Annotated in this window: 24 protein-coding genes; 18 read left to right on the top strand and 6 right to left on the bottom strand. The window is 70.6% G+C overall.

What is annotated here, in order from left to right; genetic code table 11:
• Positions 1-30: 30 nt before the first annotated feature.
• Positions 31-1422 (top strand): M1 family metallopeptidase, encoded by a 1392-nt coding sequence (locus RNB18_RS14375; RefSeq protein ID WP_311714485.1) that lies wholly within the window; start codon positions 31-33, stop codon positions 1420-1422.
• 23 nt (positions 1423-1445) lie between these two features.
• Positions 1446-2102, top strand: coding sequence for a trimeric intracellular cation channel family protein (locus tag RNB18_RS14370; protein WP_266527251.1), 657 nt, complete (start codon positions 1446-1448; stop codon positions 2100-2102).
• Here RNB18_RS14370 and RNB18_RS14365 read toward each other — a convergent pair.
• Complete coding sequence (locus RNB18_RS14365; protein WP_311714484.1) at positions 2011-3231, bottom strand: alpha/beta hydrolase; 1221 nt, start codon at positions 3229-3231, stop codon at positions 2011-2013. The two genes, RNB18_RS14370 and RNB18_RS14365, sit on opposite strands and share 92 nt — an antisense overlap.
• A gap of 145 nt (positions 3232-3376) precedes the next feature.
• Here RNB18_RS14365 and RNB18_RS14360 point away from each other — a divergent pair, with 145 nt between their 5' ends.
• The 3 genes from RNB18_RS14360 to RNB18_RS14350 all read left to right on the top strand — a co-directional run bounded on the left by RNB18_RS14360 (position 3377) and on the right by RNB18_RS14350 (position 5786).
• Positions 3377-4231 (top strand): thioesterase family protein, encoded by an 855-nt coding sequence (locus RNB18_RS14360; protein WP_311714483.1) that lies wholly within the window; start codon positions 3377-3379, stop codon positions 4229-4231.
• Positions 4232-4283: 52 nt separating this feature from the next.
• Entirely contained in the window at positions 4284-5288 is a 1005-nt protein-coding gene (locus RNB18_RS14355; RefSeq protein ID WP_311714482.1) for a helix-turn-helix transcriptional regulator, read from the top strand.
• Between the two features lie 114 nt (positions 5289-5402).
• Positions 5403-5786: a hypothetical protein gene (locus RNB18_RS14350; protein WP_311714481.1), complete on the top strand. Its 384-nt coding sequence runs from the start codon at positions 5403-5405 to the stop codon at positions 5784-5786.
• Between the two features lie 89 nt (positions 5787-5875).
• Here RNB18_RS14350 and RNB18_RS14345 read toward each other — a convergent pair whose 3' ends face one another.
• The gene (locus RNB18_RS14345; RefSeq protein ID WP_311714480.1) at positions 5876-6502 is read right to left on the bottom strand and encodes a TetR family transcriptional regulator; all 627 of its coding nucleotides are present in this window, start codon (positions 6500-6502) and stop codon (positions 5876-5878) included.
• Between the two features lie 133 nt (positions 6503-6635).
• Here RNB18_RS14345 and RNB18_RS14340 point away from each other — a divergent pair, with 133 nt between their 5' ends.
• From RNB18_RS14340 to RNB18_RS14330, 3 genes are all read left to right on the top strand, one after another.
• Positions 6636-6800 carry a hypothetical protein gene (locus tag RNB18_RS14340; protein WP_266559313.1) on the top strand — a complete coding sequence of 55 codons (165 nt, stop codon included), beginning with the start codon at positions 6636-6638 and terminating at the stop codon, positions 6798-6800.
• A gap of 35 nt (positions 6801-6835) precedes the next feature.
• Positions 6836-7102, top strand: a complete 267-nt coding sequence (locus RNB18_RS14335; protein WP_311714479.1) for a DUF4190 domain-containing protein — start codon at positions 6836-6838, stop codon at positions 7100-7102.
• Positions 7103-7168: 66 nt separating this feature from the next.
• Positions 7169-8338, top strand: a complete 1170-nt coding sequence (locus tag RNB18_RS14330) for a cysteine desulfurase family protein (protein ID WP_311714478.1) — start codon at positions 7169-7171, stop codon at positions 8336-8338.
• Between the two features lie 81 nt (positions 8339-8419).
• Here the strand turns inward: RNB18_RS14330 and RNB18_RS14325 are convergent, their stop codons facing one another.
• Both RNB18_RS14325 and RNB18_RS14320 read right to left on the bottom strand, forming a co-directional pair.
• Positions 8420-9943 (bottom strand): multicopper oxidase family protein, encoded by a 1524-nt coding sequence (locus RNB18_RS14325; protein ID WP_311714477.1) that lies wholly within the window; start codon positions 9941-9943, stop codon positions 8420-8422.
• A gap of 219 nt (positions 9944-10162) precedes the next feature.
• Entirely contained in the window at positions 10163-10828 is a 666-nt protein-coding gene (locus RNB18_RS14320; protein ID WP_311714476.1) for an N-acetylmuramoyl-L-alanine amidase, read from the bottom strand.
• A gap of 60 nt (positions 10829-10888) precedes the next feature.
• Here RNB18_RS14320 and mnmA point away from each other — a divergent pair, with 60 nt between their 5' ends.
• Complete coding sequence (gene mnmA, locus RNB18_RS14315) at positions 10889-12013, top strand: tRNA 2-thiouridine(34) synthase MnmA (RefSeq protein WP_311714475.1); 1125 nt, start codon at positions 10889-10891, stop codon at positions 12011-12013.
• A 467-nt stretch (positions 12014-12480) separates the two neighbouring features.
• On the opposite strand, the gene RNB18_RS14310 is transcribed toward mnmA, so the two are convergent.
• Together RNB18_RS14310 and RNB18_RS14305 are read right to left on the bottom strand one after the other, a co-directional pair.
• Positions 12481-13263 carry an alpha/beta fold hydrolase gene (locus tag RNB18_RS14310; protein WP_311714474.1) on the bottom strand — a complete coding sequence of 261 codons (783 nt, stop codon included), beginning with the start codon at positions 13261-13263 and terminating at the stop codon, positions 12481-12483.
• Between the two features lie 37 nt (positions 13264-13300).
• The gene (locus tag RNB18_RS14305) at positions 13301-13624 is read right to left on the bottom strand and encodes a DUF427 domain-containing protein (protein WP_057616345.1); all 324 of its coding nucleotides are present in this window, start codon (positions 13622-13624) and stop codon (positions 13301-13303) included.
• 51 nt (positions 13625-13675) lie between these two features.
• On the opposite strand from RNB18_RS14305, the gene RNB18_RS14300 reads away from it, so the two are divergent.
• The 9 genes from RNB18_RS14300 (at position 13676) to gatB (ending at position 24457) form a co-directional block, all read left to right on the top strand.
• A complete protein-coding gene (locus RNB18_RS14300; RefSeq protein ID WP_311714473.1) occupies positions 13676-14215 on the top strand; it encodes an LOG family protein in 540 nt (179 codons plus the stop codon).
• Positions 14216-14238: 23 nt separating this feature from the next.
• The gene (locus RNB18_RS14295) at positions 14239-14928 is read left to right on the top strand and encodes an SDR family oxidoreductase (RefSeq protein WP_311714472.1); all 690 of its coding nucleotides are present in this window, start codon (positions 14239-14241) and stop codon (positions 14926-14928) included.
• A 61-nt stretch (positions 14929-14989) separates the two neighbouring features.
• A complete protein-coding gene (locus RNB18_RS14290) occupies positions 14990-15991 on the top strand; it encodes a methionine synthase (protein WP_062045747.1) in 1002 nt (333 codons plus the stop codon).
• A gap of 15 nt (positions 15992-16006) precedes the next feature.
• Positions 16007-18199: an NAD-dependent DNA ligase LigA gene (gene ligA / locus RNB18_RS14285; RefSeq protein ID WP_311714471.1), complete on the top strand. Its 2193-nt coding sequence runs from the start codon at positions 16007-16009 to the stop codon at positions 18197-18199.
• A gap of 272 nt (positions 18200-18471) precedes the next feature.
• Positions 18472-20712, top strand: coding sequence for a putative bifunctional diguanylate cyclase/phosphodiesterase (locus RNB18_RS14280; protein WP_311714470.1), 2241 nt, complete (start codon positions 18472-18474; stop codon positions 20710-20712).
• Positions 20713-20895: 183 nt separating this feature from the next.
• Positions 20896-21192, top strand: a complete 297-nt coding sequence (gene gatC / locus RNB18_RS14275) for an Asp-tRNA(Asn)/Glu-tRNA(Gln) amidotransferase subunit GatC (protein WP_007384860.1) — start codon at positions 20896-20898, stop codon at positions 21190-21192.
• Between the two features lie 5 nt (positions 21193-21197).
• Positions 21198-22691 (top strand): Asp-tRNA(Asn)/Glu-tRNA(Gln) amidotransferase subunit GatA, encoded by a 1494-nt coding sequence (gene gatA / locus RNB18_RS14270; protein ID WP_311714469.1) that lies wholly within the window; start codon positions 21198-21200, stop codon positions 22689-22691.
• Entirely contained in the window at positions 22688-22927 is a 240-nt protein-coding gene (locus RNB18_RS14265; RefSeq protein WP_007384862.1) for a hypothetical protein, read from the top strand. Before gatA ends, RNB18_RS14265 begins: the two co-directional genes overlap by 4 nt.
• 15 nt (positions 22928-22942) lie before the next feature.
• Complete coding sequence (gatB, locus tag RNB18_RS14260) at positions 22943-24457, top strand: Asp-tRNA(Asn)/Glu-tRNA(Gln) amidotransferase subunit GatB (protein ID WP_311714468.1); 1515 nt, start codon at positions 22943-22945, stop codon at positions 24455-24457.
• Positions 24458-24484 lie beyond the last annotated feature (27 nt).

The raw sequence follows: 24484 nt of genomic DNA, 5'->3' as shown, positions 1-24484 counted from the left end.
TTATCGGCACAGGCTCGGAGGGACGACACGATGGGACTCTCCCGTTCGGCACGCTTAGGAGCCGTCGCGACCGCGGCGGCTTCCTTCTTTGTCATCGCGGCCTCCCCAGGCCCCGCCGCCGGCGCCCCCGGCATCGGTGACCCATACTTCCCGCTCCTCGGCAACGGCGGCTTCGACGCCCGCCACTACACCCTCGACGTGGCGTACAACCCGGACACCGACCGTCTGGACGGCCGTACGACACTCACCGCCCGCGCCACCCAGAACCTCTCCTCCTTCGACCTGGACCTCCAGAAACTCGAGGTCACGAGAGTCGAAGTGAACGGCAGACGCGCCCAGTTCACCCGCGACGGCGACGAGATCCGCATCACGCCGCGCCAATCCCTGCGCAAGGGCCACGACTTCACGGTCGCCGTCACCTACGGCGGCGTCCCCGAACCCCTCAGCGGCCCCATCGTCTTCGGCTCCGACTACGGCTGGATGAAGACCCCCGACGGCGTCTTCGTCGCCTGTGAACCCAACGCCGCGTCCACCTGGTTCCCGTCCAGCGACCACCCTTCCGACAAGGCCACCTACGACATCCGCATCAGGACCCCCAAGGGCCTGACCGCGGTCTCCAACGGCCGGCTCGTGTCGACGTACGACAAGGGCGGCTCGACGTACACCCACTGGCGCGAGAAGAAGCCGATGGCGACCTACCTCGCGACCGCCACCATCGGGAAGTTCGACGTACGCACCGGGAAGACCCCCGGCGGCATCCCCATCTACACCGCCATCGACCCGGTGCTGGAGAACAGCAACAACGTCGACGTGTACGGCGTGACCGCCGAGGCCACCGACTACTGGTCGCAGGTCTTCGGGCCGTACCCCTTCGAGGAGACCGGCGCGATCGTCGACGACATGCCGCAGGCGGGGTTCTCGCTGGAGGTGCAGTCGAAGCCGGTGTACTCGGCGGTGCGCAACGAGACCACGATCGTGCACGAGCTCGCGCACCAGTGGTTCGGTGACTCGGTCTCCGTCGCGCACTGGAAGGACATCTGGCTCAACGAGGGCTTCGCCACCTACTCCCAGTGGCTGTGGGCCGAGCACAAGGGCACCCGCAGCGCCCACGACTCCTTCCTCGCCGGCTACGACGCCCGCCCCGCCGACAACCCGTTCTGGCAGATCACCGTCGGCGACCCGCAGCGCGACACGATGTTCGCGTCCGCGGTGTACCAGCGGGGCGCGATGACCCTCCAGGTGCTGCGCGAACGGATCGGCGACAAGGCGTTCTTCAAGCTGCTGCCGGCCTGGACCAAGCTCCACCGCTACGGCAACGCCGACACCGCCGACTTCATCCGGCTCGCGGAGAAGGTCAGCGGACAGCAATTGGACGACCTGTTCCGCACCTGGCTCTTCACGACGGGCAAACCGGCCCGGTAAAAGCCCCTGCGCAAGAATGTGGTGTGCTCCAGCAACTGTTCAGCCCCTCCGTCCAGCACACGCTCGACCTCGTCGGCATCTTCGTGTTCGCCATCTCCGGCGCGCTGCTGGCCGTCCGCAAGAACTTCGACGTCTTCGGCATCGCCGTGCTCGCCGAGGTCACCGCGCTGGGCGGAGGGCTGTTCCGGGACCTGATCATCGGCGCGGTACCGCCCGCCGCCTTCACGGACCTGGGCTACTTCGTCACCCCGCTGCTCGCCGCCCTGCTGGTCTTCTTCCTGCACCCGCACGTGGAGCGCATCCAGGCCGGTGTGAACGTCTTCGACGCGGCCGGCCTCGGACTGTTCTGCGTCGCCGGGACGACGAAGGCGTACGAGTACGGGCTCGGCCTCACCCAGTCCGTCACCCTCGGTCTCGCCACCGCCGTCGGCGGCGGTGTCCTGCGGGACGTGCTCGCCAACGAGGTTCCCTCGCTGCTGCGGTGGGACCGCGACCTGTACGCGGTCCCGGCGATCGTCGGCGCCACCATGGTCGCCCTGTGCATCCGTTACGACGCGCTCTCTCCGTTCACCAGCGGGCTCGCGGCCCTCACCGCCTTCGTACTGCGCCTGCTCGCGATGCGGTTCCACTGGCGAGCTCCGCGGGCGTGGAACCGGCGATCGACCGTGCGTGAGGAGTAGTGCCCGCCCGGCCGTGCAGCAGCCCCATCTCCTCGGTCAGCCACTGGAACGCCGGGACCACCTGCGGCTGCCACAACGCCATGTTGTGGCCGCCCGCGCTCTTCGGGATGTAGACGACGTGCACGGTGGTCGGCGCCTTCGCGATCTGTTCGAGACCGGTGGCCGCCTCGTAGCCGTCGCCCGGCTGGCCGGACTGGTAGAGCGCGATCGCGGGTGGGGTACGGGCCTCGCGCAGCAGCAGGTAGGGGTTGTTGGCGCGGCGCAGGGCGGGGGTCTCGGTGGCCAGCGAGTTGTGTTCGGCGATCGGGTCGTTGTAGCCCGACATGCTGACCGCGGCCCGGTAGCGGTCGGGGTGGGCGACGGCGAGCTTCGTCGCACAGTGCCCGCCCGCCGAGTACCCGGCCACCGCCCAGCCCGCGGGACCGGCCTGGGCGCGGAAGTTGTCGGTGACCATCTTCGGCACGTCGACGCTGAGCCAGGTGTCGGCGTTCACCGTGCCCGTGATGTTGGCGCAGCCGGTGTCCACCCCGGCCAGCAGGTTCATACGCGGGGCGACCAGGATGAAGGGCGCCACCCGGCCCTGCCGCATCAGCGGCCGCAGCTGGTTCACCGCGTGCAGTGACCCGAACCAGGCCTTCGCCGAGCCCGGATAGCCCGACAGCAGCTCCACCACGGGGAACTTGTGGTGCCGGTAGGCGGGTGTGCCGTACTGCGGCGGCAGCCAGACGTAGACCTCGGCGTTCACGCCCGAGACCCGGCCCTTGAGCTGGGTCACCCGTACGCCGTGCATGCCGGGTCCGGTGGCCTTCGTGAAGTGCTGCTCGACCCTGGGCAACCGTTTCAGCGAGATGCCGCCGGTGCCGTCGGCGCCCAGGTTCGCGGCCTGCTGGACGTGGTTGCCGGTGCCGAGCAGGTCGGCCCAGTTGTCGTACAGGTTGTTCTGGTTGTTGACCACCGCGAAGACGAGGCCGACGGCCGTGCCCTGGGCGAACAGCACCATCAGTACGCGGGCGGCGGCGCGTGCGATCCGGGGGCCCCGCAGTCGCGACCACAGGGCGAGCGGCAGCACGAGGGCGACGACGGACAGCACGATCAGTGTGTAGAGGAACGCGGTCCCGGTGAGGCTCATGTCCCTGTAGAGGGGGATGCCGGGACCTGGGTTTACGGACGAGTACGGACACTTACCGAAGAATTGCCCTCGTCTCACCTGGACCGGCCTGTCGGTGACGCGAGAAAAGCTACCGCTTAGTAGTTGGTTGTTGTACCGTTCAGGCATGCCAGAAGCAGCCTCCGTCACGCGTGCCACCATCGGCGACAGCGAGTTCGACCGGGACACCGCGGTCACCCGCCGTGCACCCGGCGTCTACGACATCGACCTCTCCGCGGGCTGGACGATCATCAGCGCCGTCAACGGCGGCTACCTGCTGGCGGTCCTGGGCCGCGCTCTCGCGGACGCCCTGCCGCACGCCGACCCGTTCACGATCTCCGCGCACTACCTGACCGCGTCCCAGCCCGGACCGGCGGTGATCCGCACGGACGTGGTCCGCACCGGCCGTACCCTCTCCACCGGCCAGGCCTCGCTCTTCCAGTACGACGAGGAGGGCAAGGAGGTCGAGCGAATCCGCGTCCTCGCCTCCTACGGCGACCTCGACTCCCTCCCCGACGACGTCCGTACGATGGCCGAGCCGCCGGTGATCCCGCCGATGGACCAGTGTTTCGGCCCCCAGGACGGCCCTGCTCCCGTCGAGGGCAGCTCCGCCATCACCGACCGGCTGATGCTCAAGCTGGACCCCTCGACCCTGGGCTGGGCCCTCGGTGCCCCGTCCGGCAAGGGCGAGATGCGGTCCTGGTTCGGGCTCGCCGACGGCCGCGACGCCGACCCCTTCTCGCTGCTCCTCGCGGTGGACGCGCTCCCGCCCACCGCCTTCGAGATCGGCATCAAGGGCTGGGTGCCCACGGTGGAGCTCACCGTCCACATCCGCTGCCGCCCGGCACCGGGTCCGCTGCGCGTCTCCATCACCACCCGCAACCTCGCCGGCGGCTTCCTGGAGGAGGACGCGGAGGTCTGGGACAGCGCGGACAGGTTGGTGGCCCAGTCGCGTCAGCTTGCCAGGGTCAGGTTGCCCTGACCCACCCATGGGCGCGGGACTGCTTCGATCGGTCACGCGAGATCCTGTCCCGGTGAAGTCCGACCGTCTCCTGTCGATCCTGCTCCTGCTCCAGACCCGCGGCCGCGTGACCGCCTCCGAACTCGCCGCCCGGCTGGAGGTCTCCGTCCGCACCATCTACCGGGACATCGAAGCCCTCTCCACCTCAGGTGTCCCGGTCTACGCCGAGCGCGGGCGACACGGCGGCATCGAACTCCTCGCCGGCTTCCGTACGGACGTCACCGGCCTGACCGCCGACGAGTCCCGCGCCCTGTTCATCCTGGCCGCCCAGGGCGCCCACGCGGCCCTCGGCCTGGACTCCGCCCTCGGCTCGGCGCTGCGCAAGGTGATGGCCGCGCTGCCCGCCCCGCACCGCCCGGCCGCCGAGGCCACCGCACGCCGCATCCTGGTCGACGCCACCCGCTGGAAGGGCGGACCACAGCGGTCCGTCGACCTGGCGACCCTCCAGGACGCGGTCCTCGCCGACCGGCGGCTGCGGCTGCGCTACCGGCACAGCGGCGAGCGGGAGACCCGCGCGTACACCGTCGACCCGTACGGCCTCGTCGCCAAGGCGGGCGTCTGGTACCTGGTCGCCGACCGGCGGGGCCTGCCGCGGCTGTTCCGGGCGGACCGGGTGCACTCCGCGGCTCTTCTGGACGACCCCGTGAAGCGCCGGCCCGGTGTCGAACTCGCCGACGTCTGGGAGGTGTTGCGGCGCCAGGTCGAGGAGCGTCCCGGCGGCATCGATGTCACCGTCCGGGTCCGCCGCGACCGACTCGACCTGTTTCTGCGGCTGATGGCCCCGTATCTCGCCGAACTCCCCGACGACGACGGCGAGAGCGCGTGGGTGACGGCCCGGCTGTCCCTCGGCGTGGTCGGCGAGGCCCGTCAACTCCTGCAGTTCTCGGACCGGGTGGAGGTGCTCGCGCCGCCCGAGGTGCGTGCGGAGGTGGCCCGCGCGGCCGCTTCTGTCACGGGCTTGTACCAGCGAGTAGGCCGAAGGCCGGAGGAGAAGTCCAGGTCGGACAGGGTGCTTTAGCCGCGCTTTGCCTTGCGCACAGGCGGGGGACAGGCCGGACTCAATGAAGGCTCAGGGGCCGTTGCGAGAGTTCCCGACCTCAGGACTTCCTCATCCTCCCTGGAGCTGTCTCTCATGAAGCGTGTGCGTCTTCTCCCCGCCGTGGCCCTGTTGGCGCTCTCGCCCCTCGCCCTGGTGGCCTGTGGCTCGGGCGACTCGTCGTCGACCTCGAACAACGGCAACTCGGGCGGGCAGCAGAACTGCCAGGCGCCCACCGGCAACGCGTCCGGCATGCCGAGCGGTGCCCCCTCGGGCGCCCCCACCGGCAACGCCACCGCACGGCCGTCGGGCGCGCCCAGCGGCAACCCCTCCGGGATGCCGAGCGGCGGTCCCGGCGGCGGCCAGGGTGGTCAGGGCGGCCCCGGCGGCGGCATGGGCGGCTGCGGTGGACCCGGCGGCGGCACGGCCCCGAGCGGTGCGCCCAGCGGAGCGCCGAGCGCGGCGGCGACGAAGAGCTGACCCCGACGTCGTACGACAGGGGCGGTGCTCCCGGTGAACGGGGGTGCCGCCCCTGTGCGTTGCCCGGACGGGGTGTAGGTGGACGGGCCCTAGTCCAGCCAGTGTTCGCGGCCGATGCTGATCAGGCGCATCTGGCGCTCCGCCACCTGGCAGACGCGCTCCCGCTCCTCCGGGGACGCCTCCAGGGCCTCCAGGAACAGTGAGGCCGTGATCAGCATCTGGTCGACGTAGAGGTTGGCCAGCATTAGCAGGTCGTCCTCGCTCCAGCCTTCGGACACCGGGTCCTTGGCCAGCTCGTCCTTCACCTCCTGGCCGAACCGGGCGAGTTGCTCCCGGATGGCCTCCCGGACAGGCTGGACTCCGCCATGTCGCTCCCGGGCGATAAAACGGACATGAGCGGGGTACGCGTCTACATGGCCGGCGATCAACTCGATGGCGCGCTCGATGCGTTGAGCGTGGTCGTCGGACGCGGACACCGTCGTCCGGATCATCGGGTGCAGGCTGCCCAGCGCCTCCTCGACCAGAGCCGCGCCGAGATCCGCGATGGAGCGGAAGTGCCGGTAGAAGGCGGTCGGGGCGACGCCGACGGCGCGCGTGACCTCGCGCAGGCCCAGGCTGCTCAGGCTCTGCTCCTCCAGCAGGGCCAACGCCGCGTCCAGGAGCGCCTGTCGGGTCTTCTGCTTCTGTGCCTGCCGGATGCCGAGGGTGTGACTCATGTCATCCAGTTAACAACTGTTCTCCGTAATTGGAAAGCCGTGTGACGCGCTAGACTCTGGAGTCAGTGAACAACTGTAACTACAACTGTTCACCCAAACGTAACGACAGCCATCTCGGAGGGGGATCCGTCCCATGCTGTTCCTCGTCGCCGCACTCATGCTGCTCGGCGTCGTCCTGGGCACCGTCGCCCACGCGCCGCTCACCTTCACCGCCGTCGCCGCCGTGGTGATCGCCGTCTGGCTGGGCATCTTCGCGCTCCGCGAGCGCCACGCCCGCCGCCGCACCTCGGCCCACTGACCCCCGCCCCACCGTCCCCAGGAGCACTGATCACCATGCAGCTCACCGCGCAGGCCACCTCCCGCACCGGCGCCCACGATGCCGACGGCATGGCCGTGGCGTCCTTCATCCTCGGCCTCCTCGGCCTTCTCGTCCTCAACGTCTTCCTCGGCCCGATCGCCATCGTCCTGGCCTCGGTGGCCCTGTGGCGCGGCACCGCCCGCCGCGGCCGTGCCTACCTGGGTCTCGGTCTCGGAGTGGCCGACCTGCTGGTCCTGGTGGCGTTCATGCAGTTCGACAGCACGGTGTCCTGGAACCTCTGAGACCTCCGGCAGCGGCCGGTCCTGGCCTGAGGGTGCTCACATGCGACCCGTAGAATCGGCGTCACCATGGCATACCTCGACCACGCCGCGACCACCCCGATGCTCCCCGAGGCGGTCGAGGCACTCACCGCGCACCTCGGCGCCACCGGGAACGCCTCTTCCCTCCACGCATCCGGCCGCAGGGCCCGCCGCACGGTCGAGGAATCCCGCGAGACCCTCGCGGAGGCGCTCGGCGCCCGGCCCAGTGAGATCGTCTTCACCTCCGGCGGGACGGAGGCCGACAACCTCGCCGTGAAGGGCCTGTACTGGTCCCGGCGCGACGCGGACCCCGCAAGGACGCGGGTTCTCGCGAGCCCCGTCGAACACCACGCCGTCCTCGACGCCGTCCACTGGCTCGGCGAACACGAGGGCGCCACGGTCGAGTACCTCCCCGTCGACTCGTACGGCCGGGTCCACCCCGACGCCCTGCGCGCGGCGATCGCCCGCGACCCCGACGACGTCGCCCTGGCCACGGTCATGTGGGCCAACAACGAGATCGGCACGGTCCTGCCGGTCCGCGAACTCGCCGACGTCACCGCGGAGTTCGGCGTCCCGCTGCACGCCGACGCCGTCCAGGCCTTCGGCCAGGTCCCCGTCGACTTCGCCGCCTCCGGCCTCGCCGCGATGACGGTCTCCGGTCACAAGATCGGCGGCCCGTACGGCATCGGCGCCCTGGTCCTCGGCCGTGAGTGGACCCCCGTCCCCGTCCTGCACGGCGGCGGCCAGGAGCGCCACGTCCGCTCCGGCACCCTCGACGTCCCCGCCATCGCCTCCTTCGCGGTGGCCGGCCACCTCGCCGCCGAGCAGCGCGAGTGGTTCGAGCTCGAGATCGGCGCCCTGCGCGACGCCCTGGTCGAGGCGGTCCGTACGGCGGTCCCGGACGCGATCCTCGGCGGCGACCCGGCGCCGGGGGGCCGTCTTCCGGCCAACGCCCACTTCACCTTCCCCGGCTGCGAGGGCGACTCCCTGCTGCTGCTCCTGGACGCCCAGGGCATCGAGTGCTCCACCGGCTCCGCCTGCACCGCGGGCGTCGCCCAGCCCAGCCACGTCCTGCTGGCCACCGGCACCGAGCCCGACCTGGCCCGCGGCACCCTGCGCTTCTCCCTCGGTCACACCTCCACCGAGGCGGACATCGAGGCGGTCGCGAAGGCCATCGGCCCGGCGGTGGAGCGCGCCCGCGCGGCGGGGCTGACGTAACGCCGCCGCTCGAGTCTGCCGCCGGCACGTCCACTGCCGGCGGCAGCCCGCTGACGGGTCTTGAGCGACCATCTGTTCCGGTCAGCTCTCCGTGACCATGAGGGAGGCCATCATTCCCTCGTCCTCGTGCTGGAGCAGATGGCAGTGGAGCATGTACATGTACGTGTCGTCGGCGAAGTCGGTGAACTCCATCGCGATCACGATCTCCCCGCCGCCGACGACCTCGAACGTGTCGTACCAGCCGAGATCGACCCCGGTCGGCTCCTCACCGTTGATCGAGACGAGCTGGTAGGGCACGTCGTGCAGATGGAACGAGTGCTCCAGCTGGCTGGCGTTGGTGATCGTCCATATCTCCTTCGCGCCCAGCGTGGTGCTGATCATGGTCATGCTGGACATGGTGAGCCCGGCCGAACCGTTGATCTTCATGGTCGCTCCCGTGTTGCTGAGGGTGATGGCGCGCGCCGTGAAGTCGGAGGTGTCGTACCGCTCGATGGTGTTGAGCGTGCTCGGCAGGTCGTCCGGGGTGTCGGTGCCGCCCGCCGTGACGGTGAGGAAGTCGTACGTACCGGAGCCGCCGCGGATCCAGCCCGTCGTGATGACGGCCTGGAGCGTGACGTCCTCGCTGACGTCCATGACGAACTCGGCGCGGGCGCCGGCCACCAGACGGATGGTGGTCACCTCGGCCGCCTCCGTCAGATAGCCCTGGTCCGTGGCGATCCGGGTCAGCGTGCCGCCGTCGCTGCGCTGGAGGGTGATGATGTCCGACGGCGAGGCGTTGAGCGCACGGAAGCGGGTGCGGGTCCTGGTGGCGGCGAAGGCGAGCGTGGTGTCGTCGACGTTCTCGCCGTTCACCAGCAGCGGGAAGCTGAGACCGGAGCTGAGATAGCCGCTCTGGTCGTACTTGATGTCGCCGGCGCTGTCCACGGCCAGGCACTGGAAGACGAGCGGGATGTCGTCGACGCCGTAGTCGCCGGGCAGTGCGGCGGACGTGTCGGAGTCGTCCTCGACGATGATCATCCCGGCCAGGCCGTGGGTGGCCTGCTTGGCCGTGGTGCCCAGGGCGTGCGGGTGGTACCAGAGGGTCTTGGCCTCGTCCAGGACCGTGAAGGTGGGGGACCAGGTCGTCCCGGCGGAGAAGGCGTTCTGCGGGCCGCCGTCCATCGTGGGCGGGACGTGGGCGCCGTGGAAGTGGACGGTGGTGTCCTCGGCGAGGCCGTTGGTGATGTTCAGCAGCACGGTGTCGCCCTTGGTCCACTTCAGGGTGGGGCCGAGGAACGACTGGTTGTAACCCGCGGTGCTGCTGGTGACGCCGCTGAGCACCACGGCGGTGCCGGTCTGTGCCGCCAGGGTGAAGGTGGTGGTGCCGTCGGAGGTGGTGCCCTCCAGCAGGTCCGGAATGGTGAGGGTGCCGTCCGTCGCGGCGGCCGCCTTGCTGCGGGTGCCCTCGGTCAGCAGGGAGAATGCGGCGCCTGCCGCCCCCACGGCTCCGAGGCCCACCCCGGCCATCCCGCCGAGGAACTTCCGCCGGTGCAGACCCTTCTTGTGGCCTCTGCTCTCCTTGGAGTGCTCGGGCTTGGCCCCCAGGCCGTCTGTGGTGTGTGTCATGGCCGGGGAGCCTCGACGTAAGGGCTGTGTGAGGACTGGGGTGAAGCTAGGTGCGGGCTCGGGAAGCTGTGAGGGCGGGGCCTGGGTCAACTCCATTGAAAAAAAGCCAAGTTGACGGTCCGCAGGTCATGATCGGGATGCGGGACATGTCGGGCGTGCGGTCTTGGCCGAATGTTCATAACCAAGCGGGATGTTCGTCGCTGGGTGGGATGTTCGTGGCTAGGCGGAGGCACTCGGCACCTTCCGCACCAGCCGCATGTACCGCTCCCAGTCCCAGTGCTCGCCCGGGTCGGTGTGATCCGTGCCCGGCACCTCCACATGGCCGATGATGTGCTCGCGGTCGACGGGTATCGCGTACCGCGCGCATATCCCCGCCGTGAGCCGCGCCGAAGCCGCGTACATCTCGTCCGTGAAGTCCTCGGGCCGGTCGACGAATCCCTCGTGCTCGATGCCCACACTGCGTTCGTTGTAGGCGCGGTTGCCCGCGTGGTACGCCACGTCCAGCTCGCGGATCATCTGGGTGATGTGTCCGTCCTTGCGGACGATGTAGTGCGCGGCCGCGCCGTGCCCCGGGTCCTGGAACACCTTCACCGCGCTGGCGAAGCTGCCCTGGGTGACATGGATGACCACCATGTCTATGCCGTAGTCGTCGGGCCGGTCCGCCCGCCGCCAGTTCGCGTCGGAGGCCGCCACCCACTGCGCGCCGCGGAAGTCGACCGCGCCCTGGACACGCGGTTTCTCCACACCCGGCGCCCGCCACCACAGCCGCGCCAACTCGTCGCGGGCCAGCACCGCCGAGCCCACGGCCGCCGCCGTCCCGCCGATGAGCAGGGCTCGGCGCCCGATGCGCCGGTCGCCGTCCGCGGATGCCTGTTTCTCCCCCATGTGATCGTCAACGGATACTCGTGGGCTTCGGTTCCCGCGTCCCCGTACCCTTGAGGGGTTATGACTGACACCACGCCGCGCCCTCTTCGTGTACTCGCCGCCATGTCCGGAGGAGTCGACTCCGCCGTCGCCGCCGCCCGCGCCGCCGAAGCCGGCCATGATGTGACCGGCGTCCATCTCGCGCTCTCCGCGAACCCTCAATCGTTCCGCACGGGCGCGCGTGGCTGTTGCACCATCGAGGACTCGCGCGACGCCCGCCGCGCCGCCGACGTCATCGGCATCCCGTTCTACGTCTGGGACCTCGCCGACCGCTTCCGCGAGGACGTGGTCGAGGACTTCGTCGCCGAGTACGAGGCCGGCCGCACCCCCAACCCCTGCCTGCGCTGCAACGAGAAGATCAAGTTCGCCGCCCTCCTCGACAAGGCACTCGCGCTGGGCTTCGACGCGGTCTGCACCGGCCACTACGCGAAGGTCGTCATGCTCGCGGACGGCTCCCGGGAGCTGCACCGCGCCTCCGACATGGCGAAGGACCAGTCGTACGTCCTCGGTGTCCTGGACGAGAAGCAGCTGGCGCACGCCCTGTTTCCGCTCGGGGACACGGTCACCACCAAGGACGAGATCCGCGCCGAGGCCGAGCGCCGGGGTCTCGCGGTCGCCAAGAAGCCCGACTCGCACGACATCTGCTTCATCGCCGACGGCGACACCCAGGGTTTCCTCGCCTCGCGCCTCGGCAGGGCGGAGGGCGACATCGTCGACGAGTCGGGCGCGAAGATCGGCTCCCACGAGGGTGCGTACGGCTTCACCATCGGCCAGCGCAAGGGCCTCAGGATCGGCACCCCGGCCGCCGACGGCAAGCCGCGCTATGTCCTCGACATCTCGCCGGTGAACAACACGGTGACGGTCGGCCCGGCCGCCGCGCTGGACGTGAACGCCCTGACCGCGATCAAGCCCCGCTGGTGCGGCGCGGCCCCGACGGGCCCCGGCACCTACACGGCCCAGCTCCGCGCCCACGGCGGCGAGACCGAGGTCACCGCGGAGCTGGTGGACGGCGAGTTGCGGGTGTCGTTCGGGGAGCCCGTCCGCGGGGTGGCCCCCGGCCAGGCGATCGTGCTGTACGACGGCACGCGCGTGGTGGGTTCGGCGACGATCGCGTCCACGGTGCGGGTGACGGCGGACGTGGCCTGAGACCCCCGACGGCTACGGGCCCACGAGGGAACTCCGCGCGCGGCCACTGGGTGGGTGGTCCGGGGGTGTTGGCGGGGTGGGTATGGCTGTGGGGTGTGTCGGGGGTGCCGCGCGCGGGTGCTCGCAGGCCGCTGGGTGGGTGGTCCGGGGGTGTTGGCGGGGTGGGTACGGCCGTGGGCTGTGTCAGGGGTCGCACGCGCGGGTGTCTGCTGGGTGTCGGGCGGAGAGTCCGGGGTGTCGGCCGGTGGGTATGGCCGTGGGCTGTGTCAGCGGGCCACGCGCGCGTGGCCGCAGCCCCTGGCGAGTCGTTCGTCGGTGTTGGCGCGTGCGTTCGGCCGCGGGGTGTATCAGCGGGGCACGCGCGCGTGGCCGCAGCCCCTGGCGGGTCGTCCGCCGGTGCCGGGCCCGCGCGGTCGCCGCGGGCCCGCGCGTACGGGCGTGTTCCGCCACCCCGTGGTGCTGGGTGGTCAGGCCGCGAAGAACTGCGCCAGGACGGGTCCGAGGGCCGTCGGGTCCACCATGTGGGTCTGGCCCTCCAGGACGCGGTACGAGCCGTTCGGCGCCGCCTCCGCGACCGCCCTGGTGCCTTCGCGCATCCACTCGGGGCTCGCGCCGCCCGCGACCGCCAGCAACGGGACCGTGATCGAGGCCAGCCGGTCCCGGGGCACCAGACCGCCGGCCATGACCGAGTTGTCGTAGGCGAGCGTCGGGGCGACCGACTCCATGCCGGGCCACATGGGGGACTGGCGGGCGCCCTGGATCATCCCCTCGCCCATGCCGGTGAGCCGCAGGAAGTGCTCCACCGCGTCCCCGCGCCGGCCCTCGGCGAGCGCTGCCGTCAGCTTCTCGGTGTACTCGGCGTTCCGCTCCGCGCCGCCGTCCAGGAAGTCGGCGTACGGCGTCTCGTAGACGGCGACCCGGCGCACCGGCAGTCCGCTCGCCGCGGCCTCCAGGACCAGCGCACCGCCGGACGAGATGCCGCACAGGCACGCCTCACCGCCCGCCGCCTCGATGAGGGCGGCGAGGTCCTCGACCTCACGGGCCACCGCGTAGGGGGCCGTGTCGCCGCTCGCACCGCGGCCCCGGCGGTCGTACACGAGCACGTCGAACCGCTCGGACAGCGGCACGGCCAGGGGCGCGACCGTGCCGCCGGTGGACATCGCGCCGCTGACGAGGATGACCGCCGGGCCGTGTCCGGTGCGTTCGTACGCGATGGGCGTGCCGTCGCGCGAGAGGGTCTTCTTGTCCATGCCTGTGGAGACTGCCGCACCGCACGGAAATCATCGGTCAGGACACGTCGACCTCGTAGAAACAGAGGTGGTCCTTGATCTCGGCGACGGCGGGCTTCGGCTCGGGATAGGACCACACCAGGTCGGGCGCGTCCGGCAGGGACCAGTAGGACGCGGTGCCCTTGAAGGGACAGTAGGTGTGGGTGTCGGAGGGGGTCAGCAGGTCGAGTCGTACGTCCTCGGCGGGGAGGTAGTACCGCACGGGAGAGCCCGTCTCGCGCAGCACGAGGGGCCGTTCGCTCTCCGCGAGGACCTGGTCGCCGTGCACCACGCGCACGTGCTGGTCGGCTTGCTCGATGGTGATCGTGTGTCCTTCGGCCATACAGAGAAAAGCGCTCGCGGGCCCCCGGTTCTTCCCGCGTACGGTGACCTCATGCGAATCTGCGTCTTCCTCTCCGCCGCCGACCTCGACGACCGCTACACGCGCCCCGCGCGGGAGTTCGCGAAGCTGCTGGGCAAGGGCGGCCACACGCTGGTGTGGGGCGGCTCGGACGTGGGCCTCATGAAGGTGGTCGCCGACGGGGTGCAGGAGGCGGGCGGACGGCTTGTCGGGGTCTCCGTGGAGTTCCTGGCCGCCAAGGTCCGCCCGGGCGTCGACGAGATGGTGATCGCGAAGGACCTCGCCGAACGGAAGAAACTGCTCCTGGACAAGGCCGACGCCGTGGTGATCATGGTGGGTGGCACGGGCACGCTCGACGAGGCGACCGAGATCCTGGAGCTGAATAAGCACGGGCACACCGAGAAGCCGGTGGTGCTGCTGAACACGGCGGGCTTCTACGACGGGTTGAAGGAGCAGTTCCGCCGCATGGAGGACGAGGGATTCCTGCCCCGTCCGCTCACCGACCTGGTGTTCTTCGCGGAGGAGCCGGTGGGGGCGCTGGCGTACCTGGAGGAGTCGCTCGGTACGCGCTGACGCCCTGATGCGAGCATGGCGGCATGGCTACACATGTGATCACCGGAGCGGGCTCCGGCATCGGTGCGGCGGTGACCCGCCGTCTGCACGCGCGCGGGGACGAACTCGTGCTGCACGCGCGTGACGCGGGCCGGGCCAAGGAGCTCGCGGCGGAGTTCCCCGGGGCGCGGACCCTGGTCGGGGATCTGGCCGACCCCGACAAGCTGAGCTGGGCCTTCTCGCACCAGTCGCTGCCGGACCGGGTGGACTCCCTGCTGCACATCGCGGGTGTGGTCGACCTCGGCCCGGTCGGCGAGCTGACCCCGAAGACCTGGCGCCACCAGCTGAACGTCAACCTGATCGCTCCGGCCGAGCTGACCCGCCACTTCCTGCCCCAGCTCCGGGCGACCCGAGGCCATGTGGTGTTCGTGAACTCGGGCGCGGGGCTCAACGCGCACGCCGACTGGTCCGCGTACGCCGCCTCAAAGTACGGCCTCAAGGCCCTGGCGGACTCCCTGCGCCACGAGGAGCACCCGAACGGCGTCCGCGTCACCTCGGTCTACCCCGGCCGCACGGCGAGCCCCATGCAGGCCAAGGTCCACCAGCAGGAGGGCAAGGACTACGACCCCACGCGATGGATCGACCCCGAGTCGGTCGCCACGACGATCCTGACGGCGATCGACCTGCCGCGGGATGCGGAGATCAATGACCTGACGGTCCGCCCCGGTCGCTGACGGTTCCGTGGGGGCGAGAACCATGCGAGAACCACGCCGGTCACCTACGTAGGCTTCACACGTGACCGCAGACCTTCGCTTCGCCCCCGCCACCGGCATCGGCTCCCTCCCCGGCGGCGACGCCCGTGAGGCCGCCAGGACCGCCACCGGCTCCTTCGAGGACTTCCCGTTCCTGCCCGAACTGCCCGCCCGGGGCCCCGGCGCCGACATGATCGGCCGTACCGCCGGAATGCTCGTCGAGCTGTACGCGCGCGTGGAGCCCAGCGGGTGGCGGATCGGGGACCGGCCCGGGCGGGACACCAAGCGGGCGCGGTCCTGGCTGGGGGAGGACCTCGACGCGCTGGAGGAGTTCACCCAGGGGTACGAGGGGCAGCTGAAGGTGCAGGCCGTCGGTCCCTGGACGCTGGCCGCCACGCTGGAACTGCGCAACGGCGAGGTCGCCCTCTCCGACCCCGGCGCGTGCCGGGACCTCGCCGGCTCGCTGGCCGAGGGACTGCGCCTCCACCTGGAGGAGGTCCGAAGGCGTATCCCCGGGGCGCAGATCGTGCTCCAGCTCGACGAGCCGTCCCTCATCGGCGTCCTGCGCGGGCAGGTGAGGAGCGCCAGCGGGTACCGCACCCACCGTGCCGTCGACCGTCAGGTCGTCGAGGCCGGCCTGCGCGACGTCGTCGGGGTTCACGCGGGTGGTCCCGTCGTGGTCCACTCGTGCGCACCGGACGTCCCCTTCGCCCTGCTGCGGAGGGCGGGCGCGGCGGCGGTCTCCTTCGACTTCTCGCTCCTCACCGAGCGTGACGACGATGCGATCGGCGAGGCGGTGGAAGGGGGGACGCGGCTCTTCGCCGGTGTCGTGCCCGGGACGGACACGGCATTGTCAGACCCTGCCGGTAGCGTCATGGGTGTCAGGACGCTGTGGCGCAGGCTGGGGCTGCATCCGGGACTTCTCGCGGAGGCGGTCACGGTCACTCCGTCGTGCGGGCTCGCGGGGGCCTCCCCCGAGTACGCGCGCAAGGCTCTCGCCCACTGCGCCCAGGCGGCGAGGTCCCTCGCGGACAACCCAGAGTAACGGGAGGACAACACGGTGGCCGGCGACAAGCAAGCGGAGACGACGGTGCCCGCCGAGGCACGGGAGAAGCACGCGCAGCTCGCTGAGCAGATCGAGGAGCACCGCTTCCGGTACTACGTGAACGACGCCCCGGTCATCAGCGACGCCGACTTCGACAAGCTCCTGCGCTCCCTCGAAGCCCTCGAGGACGAGTACCCCGAGCTGCGCACCCCCGACTCGCCGACCCAGAAGGTCGCGGGGGCGTACGAGACCGACTTCACGTCCGTCCAGCACCGCTCTCGCATGCTCTCCCTCGACAACGCCTTCAGCGACGAGGAGTTGGCGGCCTGGGCCGAGCGGGTCGCCAAGGACGTCGGCACCACCGACTACCACCTGCTGTGCGAGCTCAAGGTCGACGGCCTCGCCGTCAACCTCACCTACGAGCACGGCCGCCTCACCCGCGCGGCGACCCGCGGCGACGGCCGCACCGGCGAGGACATCACGCCCAACGTCCGCACGATCGCCGAGATCCCGGACCGCCTCACCGGCGACAAGGTCCCCGACCTCGTGGAGATCCGCGGCGAGGTCTACTTCCCGATGGAGAAGTTCGAGGAGCTCAACGCCCGCCTGGTCGAGGCCGGCGACAAGCCCTTCGCCAACCCGCGCAACGCGGCGGCCGGTTCGCTGCGCCAGAAGGACCCGCGCGTCACCGCCACCCGGCCCCTCCACATGGTCGTCCACGGCATCGGCGTCCTGGAGGGCTTCACCGGCATGACCCGCCTCTCCCAGGGCTACGACCTCCTCAAGTCCTGGGGCCTGCCCACCGCCAAGCACAACAAGGTGGTCGACGACCTCGACGGTGTACGCGAGTTCATCGCGTACTTCGGCGAGAACCGCCACTCCGTGGAGCACGAGATCGACGGGGTCGTCGTCAAGCTCGACGAGATCCCCCTTCAGGGCCGCCTCGGCTCCACCTCCCGAGCCCCCCGCTGGGCGATCGCGTACAAGTACGCGCCCGAAGAGGTCAACACCAAGCTCATCAACATCCGCGTGGGCGTGGGCCGTACGGGCCGGGTCACGCCGTACGCCCAGGTCGAGCCGGTGACGGTGGCCGGCTCGGAGGTCGAGTTCGCCACCCTTCACAACCAGGACGTCGTCAAGGCCAAGGGCGTGCTCATCGGCGACACCGTGGTGCTGCGCAAGGCCGGTGACGTCATCCCGGAGATCCTCGGCCCGGTGGTCGACCTGCGCGACGGCAGCGAGCGCGAGTTCGTGATGCCGAGCGAGTGCCCGGAGTGCGGTACGGGCCTGCGCCCCATGAAGGAGGGGGACGTCGACCTGCGCTGCCCCAACGCCCGGACCTGCCCGGCCCAGCTGCGCGAACGCCTGTTCTACCTCGCGGGCCGCAAGTCGCTGGACATCGAGCACTTCGGGTACGTCGCGGCCGCGGCCCTGACCAAGCCGCTGGAACCCTCGGACCCGCCGCTGACCGACGAGGGCGACCTGTTCGACCTCACCATCGAGCAGCTGCTGCCCATCAAGGCGTACGTCCTCGACCAGGACAGCGGTCTGCCCAAGCGTGACCCGAAGACCGGCGAGGAGAAGATCGCCACCGTCTTCGCCAATCAGCAGGGCGAGCCCAAGAAGAACGCCGTCGCCATGCTGGAGAACATCGCGGCCGCCAAGGAGCGTCCGCTCGCCCGCGTCCTCACCGGTCTGTCGATCCGCCATGTCGGCCCGGTCGCCGCCGAGGCGCTGGCGCGCAACTTCCGCTCGATCGACCGCATCGAGCAGGCGAGCGAGGAGGAACTGGCGAACACCGACGGCGTCGGGTCGATCATCGCCAGGTCCCTCAAGGAATGGTTCGCGGAGGACTGGCACCAGGAGATCCTGCGCAAGTGGAAGGCCGCGGGGGTGCGCACCGAGGAGGAGGGCTCGGGGGAGGACGAGGGGCCGCGTCCCCTCGAAGGGCTCACCGTCGTCGTCACCGGCACCCTGGAGCGCTTCACTCGCGACGGTGCCAAAGAGGCGTTGCAGACCAGAGGGGCGAAAGTCACCGGTTCGGTTTCGAAGAAGACGTCTTTCGTCGTCGTAGGTGACAATCCGGGTTCTAAGTACGACAAAGCGATGCAACTCAAGGTGCCTGTTCTGAACGAGGACGGCTTCGACGTGCTGCTGGAACAGGGCCCCGAGGCGGCCACGGATGTGGCACTTCCCACGGAGGAGTAGCGAGCAGCGGCGGTTGAAGGCCACCCGATCGGCGCATACCAGATGCATACGGGTGGCCGGGGCGCATTCGGGCAACCGTCGACGACCGCTGCCCGTGGAAGCCTTCTGCGGCCTACTGTTGAGACGTGCGCCTGCCGTGCCCAGCTGCGGTCGGGGCATCCCCTTGCTCCTGAAGAGCAAGGGGAAGGTTTTTCCAACGCGGCGCCGTCGAGAGTTTTGTCGGGCGAACGAGCCGCGTGGCGTGGGCACCGCCGGCTGTGAGAGGGACGGGAATGGAACCGACCGAGAGCGCCGCCCCGGACACACGGCTGCGCATGCGCCGGCTCACCGGCGCATGGCGGTCGAGCCGCTGGGCCGGGCGGCCTTCGGAGCGTCCGGGTGCGGAGGGGCGCGCCGCTGGACAGTACACCGCGGCCGGCGGCTCCGGTGCCGCACAGCTCACGGCCGAGCGCGCCCCCGGCATGCCGGACTCCGACCCCGACCGACAGCTGTCCTGGCCCGCCCTGCCCACGGCGGTCGTCTCGGCGGCCGGATTCGTGCTGGGCGCGGGCTTCTACCGGGCGTTCACCGGCGGCCACGCCCTCTTCCCGTCCGGCACCGTCGGCTGGTCGCTGGCCGTGCTGACCGGCGTCATCGTCGGCCATCTGGTCGCCCTCGGCCGCGCCCGCTGGTGGGGCGGCACCGGTTCGGGCGCCGCCCTGACCCTCGCCGTCCTGCTGCTGTACGGCTGGGTGCCCGCCGGGATGGTCAGCCTCACCGTCGTCCTGCTGGTCGGCATAGCCCGGCGCCACCGCTGGCGGCAGGGCATCCTGCACGGCGCGGTGGACATGCTCGGCATAGCCACCGGCGCCCTGGTCATCGCCGCGTTCGGTCAGTCGCCGTCCGTCGAGACCCCCTGGAACCCCGACACCTGGACCTTCTACACCGGCCCCGAGGTGGTCCTGGTCGCCATCGCCTACCTCGCGGTCACCCGGGCCCTGGGCTGGTATCTGCACTCCTCCCGGCACGCCGGTCTGCCCACCGTGGCCCGCACCGCCCTGGTCAGACAGGGCCTGGTCGCGGTCGCGCTGCTCGGCATCGCACCCCTGGTCTGCGTGGTCGCCGCCGCCAAGCCCGTGCTGCTCCCGCTGTTCGCGATCCCCCTCATCGCCCTCGACTCCACGCTGTGGATGGCCCGGGCCCGTGCCGAGGAGCAACTGCGCGACCCGCTGACCGGACTGCCCAACCGGCAGTGGCTCCTGGAGCGCATCTGGACCGCCCTGGACGACGCCGAGCGCATCGGCGCCCGGTCCGCCCTGATGCTCATCGACCTCGACCGCTTCCGCTCGGTCAACGACACCCTGGGGCACCTCGCCGGTGACCGGCTGCTCCTCCAGATCGCCGACCGGCTGCGGATCGCGCTGCCGCGCGGGGCGGAGGCGGCGCGGCTCGGCGGCGACGAGTTCGCCGTCTTACTGCCGGTCGCCGACTCCACGACCTCCGCGACCCGGGTCGCCCGCAACCTGGTCGCGGCCCTCAGCTCCCCGCTCGATCTCGACGGGCTGACCCTCGTCCTGGAGGCCAGTGCCGGGGTCGCCGTCTTCCCCGACCACGCCGTGGACGCCGAGGGGCTGCTGCGGCGGGCGGACGTGGCGATGTACCAGGCCAAGCGGGACCGGACGGGCGTAGAGGTGTACGAGTCCAAGCGGGACTCCAACACCCCGGACCGGCTCGGGCTGCTCGGTGATCTGCGCCGGGCGCTGGACGCGCACGAGGTGCAGCTGCACTACCAGCCCAAGGTCCGCTTCGACGGACAGGTCGCCGGTCTGGAGGCTCTGGTGCGCTGGGTGCATCCGGAGCGCGGGAAGGTACCGCCGGACGAGTTCATCGCGATCGCCGAGTCGTCCGGACTGATGCCTTACCTCACCGAGTACGTCCTCGACACGGCTCTCGCCCAGGTCGCCGAGTGGCGGGCGCACGGCCTGTTCGTCCCGGTGGCGGTCAACGTCTCCCCGCGTGACGTCCACACCCCGGGCTTCGCCGGCTCGGTGGCCGCGCGCCTGGCCCGGCACGGCGTCCCCGCGGGAGCCCTGCAGCTGGAGATCACCGAACACGTCCTCCTCGAGGACCCCTCGCGGGCCGCGGACACTCTCGCCGCACTGACCGGGCACGGCGTGAAGATGTCCCTGGACGACTTCGGCACGGGCTACTCCTCCCTGGTCCACCTGCGCCGCCTCCCCGTCAGCGAACTGAAGATCGACCGCTCGTTCGTGGCCAAGCTGGCCGTGGACACCGAGGACGCGGAGATCGTCCGCTGCACGGTCGACCTCGCGCACTCCCTGGGCCTCCTGGTCGTGGCGGAGGGCGTGGAGGACGACGAGACCTGGGAGAGGTTGCGCGACATGGGCTGCGACGCCGTACAGGGCTGGCTGGTCGCAGCCGCGATGCCCCCGGAGGAGACGACGGCGTGGCTCCTGGCCAGGGGATCGAGGGGCTGGCAGAGGCCGAGGGCAGCGCTGCCGGCAGCGGAGTGACGTCGCAGCCCAGGAGGGCGACAGCGCCCCGTCAGGGGCGCGGGGAACTGCGCGATCAGCCACCGCGGAGCCGCGGACGGCAGACGGCCGAACCAGCTGCGAGGGAAACCGTTTAACGGCCGGAGGCCCCCGCCCCATAGGATTGGCCCCAAACCACACGCACTCACCCCAGAGGATCGCTGCATGCCTGGCATCACGCGCGAGGAGGTCGCCCACCTCGCACGGCTGGCGCGTCTGGAGCTGAAGCCCGAAGAGCTCGAGCACTTCGCGGGACAGCTGGACGACATCATCGGCGCGGTCGCACGCGTCAGTGAGGTCGCCGACCAAGACGTACCGCCGACCTCGCACCCGCTCCCGCTGACGAACGTCATGCGCGCGGACGAGGTCCGTCCGTCGCTCACCCCCGAGCAGGCGCTCTCCGGCGCCCCGGCCCAGGAGCAGCAGCGTTTCAAGGTGCCGCAGATCCTGGGGGAGGACTAATCGCCATGACGGACATCATCAAGCTCACCGCCGCCGAGACCGCCGCGAGGATCGCTTCCGGTGAGCTCACGGCCGTGCAGGTCACCGAGGCCCACCTCGCCCGTATCGAGGCCGTCGACGAGAAGGTGCACGCCTTCCTGCACGTCGACCGCGAGGGCGCCCTCGCGCAGGCCCGTGCCGTCGACGAGAAGCGGGCCAAGGGCGAGAAGCTCGGCCCGCTCGCCGGCGTCCCGCTCGCGCTGAAGGACATCTTCACCACCGAGGGCATCCCGACGACCGTCGGTTCGAAGATCCTCGAGGGCTGGATCCCGCCGTACGACGCCACCCTCACCAAGCGGCTGAAGGCCGCCGACGTCGTCATCCTCGGCAAGACCAACATGGACGAGTTCGCCATGGGGTCGTCGACGGAGAACAGCGCCTACGGACCCACCGGCAACCCCTGGGACCTCACCAGGATCCCCGGCGGTTCCGGCGGCGGTTCCTCCGCCGCGCTGGCCGCGCACATGGCGCCCCTCGCCATCGGCACCGACACCGGCGGTTCCATCCGCCAGCCGGCCTCCGTCACCGGCACGGTCGGCGTGAAGCCGACGTACGGCGCGGTCTCCCGCTACGGCATGGTCGCCTTCTCCTCCTCCCTCGACCAGGGCGGCCCCTGCGCCCGTACGGTCCTGGACGCGGCCCTGCTGCACGAGGTCATCGCCGGGCACGACCCGCTCGACTCCACCTCGATCGACGCCCCGGTCCCGGCGGTCGTCGAGGCCGCCCGCAACGGCAGCGTCGAGGGCATGCGCGTCGGTGTCGTGAAGCAGTTCCGCGGCGAGGGCTACCAGGCCGGTGTCATCCAGCGCTTCGACGAGTCGGTCGCCCTCCTCAAGGAGCTGGGCGCCGAGATCGTCGAACTGGACTGTCCGTCCTTCGACCTCGCCCTGTCGGCGTACTACCTGATCGCACCGTCCGAGTGCTCGTCCAACCTCGCCCGCTTCGACGGCCTGCGCTACGGCCTGCGGACCGGCGACGACGGCAGCCACTCGGCGGAGGAGGTCACCTCCCTCACCCGTGAGGCGGGCTTCGGCCCCGAGGTCAAGCGCCGGATAATGCTCGGCACCTACGCCCTGTCGAGCGGTTACTACGACGCCTACTACGGCTCGGCGCAGAAGGTCCGCACGCTCATCACGCGCGACTTCGAGAAGGCCTTCGAGCAGGTCGACGTGATCGTCTCCCCGACGACCCCGACCACCGCCTTCCCGATCGGCGAGCGCGCCGACGACCCGATGGCGATGTACCTGGCCGACCTCTGCACCATCCCGACCAACCTCGCGGGCAACGCGGCCATGTCGCTGCCGTGCGGTCTGGCGCCCGAGGACAACCTGCCCGTCGGTCTCCAGATCATCGCCCCGGCCCTGAAGGACGACCGCCTTTACAAGGTCGGCGCAGCCGTCGAGGCCGCCTTCGTGGAAAGGTGGGGGCACCCGCTCCTCGAGGAGGCACCGTCGCTGTGAGCAAGCTGACCAAGGCGAAGGACTTCAAGAAGTCCAAGTCCGGCACGTACCTGTCCATCGCCGGGACCGCGTTCGGCGCGATCGGCGTCGCCAAGCGGCTCAAGAAGGCCCGCGCCGAGAAGGACACGCTCGTCCTGATCGACGCCACCGTGTCCGCCGTCGCCATCGTCACCGGCCTCGCCATCCTGTACCGCGAGCTGAAGCGGCTGGGCGACGACGACGTCCTGCTGGGCTGAGAGGGAAGTTTCACCGTGACCACCACGACCGACCTGGTGTCGTACGAGGACGCTCTCGCGTCGTACGACCCCGTCATGGGCCTCGAGGTCCATGTCGAACTCGGCACCAAGACCAAGATGTTCTGCGGCTGTTCGACCGAGCTCGGTCAGGACGCCAACACGCAGACCTGTCCCACCTGCCTCGGCCTGCCCGGCGCGCTCCCGGTCGTCAACGCGATCGGCATCGAGTCGGCCATCAAGATCGGTCTCGCGCTGAACTGCGAGATCGCCGAGTGGTGCCGCTTCGCCCGGAAGAACTACTTCTATCCGGACATGCCGAAGAACTTCCAGACCTCCCAGTACGACGAGCCGATCGCCTTCAACGGCTACCTCGACGTCCAGCTGGAGGACGGCGAGACCTTCCGCGTGGAGATCGAGCGCGCCCACATGGAGGAGGACACCGGCAAGTCGACCCACGTGGGCGGCGCGACGGGCCGTATCCACGGCGCCTCGCACTCGCTCCTCGACTACAACCGGGCCGGCATCCCGCTCATCGAGATCGTCACCAAGCCGATCGAGGGCGCGGGCGAGCGCGCTCCCGAGGTGGCGAAGGCGTACGTCCGTGAGCTGCGCGAGGTCATCAAGGCGCTCGGTGTGTCGGAAGCCCGCATGGAGATGGGGCAGATGCGCTGCGACGTGAACCTGTCGCTGCGCCCCAACGGCACGGAGAAGTTCGGCACGCGTTCCGAGACGAAGAACGTCAACTCGCTGCGGTCCGTGGAGCGCGCGGCCCGTTTCGAGATCCAGCGGCACGCGGCCGTCCTGAGCAGTGGCGGGACGATCATCCAGGAGACCCGGCACTTCCACGAGGACACGGGGTCCACGACCTCGGGCCGCGTGAAGGAAGAGGCCGAGGACTACCGGTACTTCCCCGAGCCGGACCTCGTTCCGGTGGCCCCCTCGCGCGAGTGGGTCGAGGAGATCAGGGCGGCGCTCCCCGAGCTGCCGCTGGTCCGCCGCAACCGGCTCGTCGCCGAGTGGGGCATCACGGCTCTCGACATGCAGGCGATCCTCAACGCCGGCGCCCTGGACCCGATCGTCGCCACGATCGACGCCGGTGCCGACGCGGCCTCCGCCCGCAAGTGGTGGATGGGCGAACTCGCCCGCAGCGCCAATGAGTCCGGCACGGCGCTGGACGAGCTGGCCATCACGCCGGAGCAGGTCGCCCGGGTCACCGAGCTGGTCTCCAAGGGTGACCTGAACGACAAGCTGGCCCGCCAGGTCATCGAAGGCGTCCTCGCGGGCGAAGGCACCCCGGACGAGGTCGTCGACAAGCGCGGTCTGAAGGTCGTCTCCGACGAGGGCGCCCTGGGTGCCGCCGTCGACGAGGCCATCGCCGGCAACCCGGGCATCGCCGACAAGATCCGCTCCGGCAAGGTCGCCGCGGCCGGCGCCCTGGTCGGCGCGGTCATGAAGGCGACCCGCGGTCAGGCCGACGCGGCTCGCGTCAAGGAGCTGATCCTGGAGAAGCTGGGCGTCGGCGAGGGCTGAGCCAGAGCGTGGGGTACGGCCCCGGAG

It is taken from the genome of Streptomyces doebereineriae (assembly GCF_031845645.1).
In the GTDB taxonomy this organism is placed as follows: domain Bacteria; phylum Actinomycetota; class Actinomycetes; order Streptomycetales; family Streptomycetaceae; genus Streptomyces; species Streptomyces canus.
The sequence above is the reverse complement of the archived record's forward strand: the minus strand, read 5'-3'. Positions and strand labels throughout refer to the sequence as shown.